Genomic DNA, 1,354 nt, shown 5'->3' on the forward strand with positions numbered 1-1,354 from the left:
TAAATTCAAATGGGCAAAAATATCGCACTTTTCAATATTCTTGATTTTTTTCTCGCCACCCATAAATAAAAATGGCGCAAAGCCGTACACTTCATCAGCATTGAGTGGGCCATGTTTTTTTAATGCCGCAGGAAAAAGTGGTTTCTTTTGGTTGTTTTCTATATCAAGGTCTTCAACTTCTTGAAATGCTATAAAATTTTTTATTGTCCGCTCAGTTTTACCTGCTTTAATATCTTGTTCATTTCCTTGCTTAGTCCGCATCCAATTAAGGTAAGGGCTGATTTCCACAGAATGTCCGGTTTTCTCACCGTAGAGTTTTAAATTGCCCCAGGCATTACGCGCTATAACATAATAAATATCGTCGTGCTCAAACGGGGTGTCTTCTAAAAATCGGTCAAGAATGTCTTGATAATCCGCTGGATTTGTCAGCCAAAATAAACCATCGGCAAAGCCGCTGAAACCGAGTATTTGCCAGTATTCAAGTAGCTGGTCAGGCAGTTTCACTCGATACGCTTCTATATCAGCGGTAGTCGCGGGTACAGTTGTTGTTGGTTGCCTAAATTTGCTTAGAAAATAATCTAAGGCGTCATCATTCGTTTCTATCATGGGCTCTCTACTTTTTATTTAACGGGCAGCGCTCAAGTTGAATGTTCAACTTAGCATCTGGGCCATGTTTTTTAAATGCGTTTTCAACTTGCTCATCCATTAATTGCACGCGTGTTTTATCCCCTTTTTTACTCCCTATGGGTGCTTTAGCCCACTGCGGACCTACAGAGCCATTAACTCGTTTATCGCCCATACGCGATACGCTATCATACCCGCCTGCGCCCATGTCAGGGTCATGTAATGCATGTAAATTGTCCATAATTTCTGTTGTCCTTTGCAAGGCTAGTTTTTCGGCTTCAGCATATGATACTTTTTTGCTGTATGAGTCTTTAAGGGAGCTCTTTAAATCTTTTTCGAAGTCTTTTCTAAAATCATCTTGCGCAGTTCCAGTACCTTTGCGCTTCATCTTTTTGTATCGCTCGCGGTTTTCTCTGAATTCACCAATGGTTAAATCATTCAAGCCATTTTCTTGATGTTTAAGCTGCCTTGCGTAATTATGCTCTAAAGCGCGTAAGTCGCCTTTATTTCTTTTCCTTAAGCCATCACTTGGTTTAAAACAAGGCACTTTGTAAGCTTTCATTTTTAATCGAAGTGGGTGAGTGTTTTTACCCTGAGCCCCCTTTAAATCATTCCCTTTCGGTGGCTCTAATTCATTGGCTACCGTCTTCTTCGGTTTGCCCACTACACCCGTGCTTGCCGGTGGCTCAAACTCATCGAGGGCTTTGTTTACGCGATTACCAATTTCGTT

General features: G+C 41.1%; 2 protein-coding genes. Both read right to left on the reverse strand.

Annotated features, from left to right (window positions below):
• On the reverse strand, nucleotides 1-606 hold a 606-nt coding region (locus tag H5158_RS22505), incomplete at its 3' end, for a GAD-like domain-containing protein (protein WP_182740960.1).
• A gap of 7 nt (nucleotides 607-613) precedes the next feature.
• On the reverse strand, nucleotides 614-1,354 hold a 741-nt coding region (locus H5158_RS22510), incomplete at its 5' end, for a polymorphic toxin type 15 domain-containing protein (protein ID WP_182740961.1).

It is taken from the genome of Pseudoalteromonas sp. SR45-6 (assembly GCF_014163545.1).
GTDB lineage: Bacteria > Pseudomonadota > Gammaproteobacteria > Enterobacterales > Alteromonadaceae > Pseudoalteromonas > Pseudoalteromonas rhizosphaerae.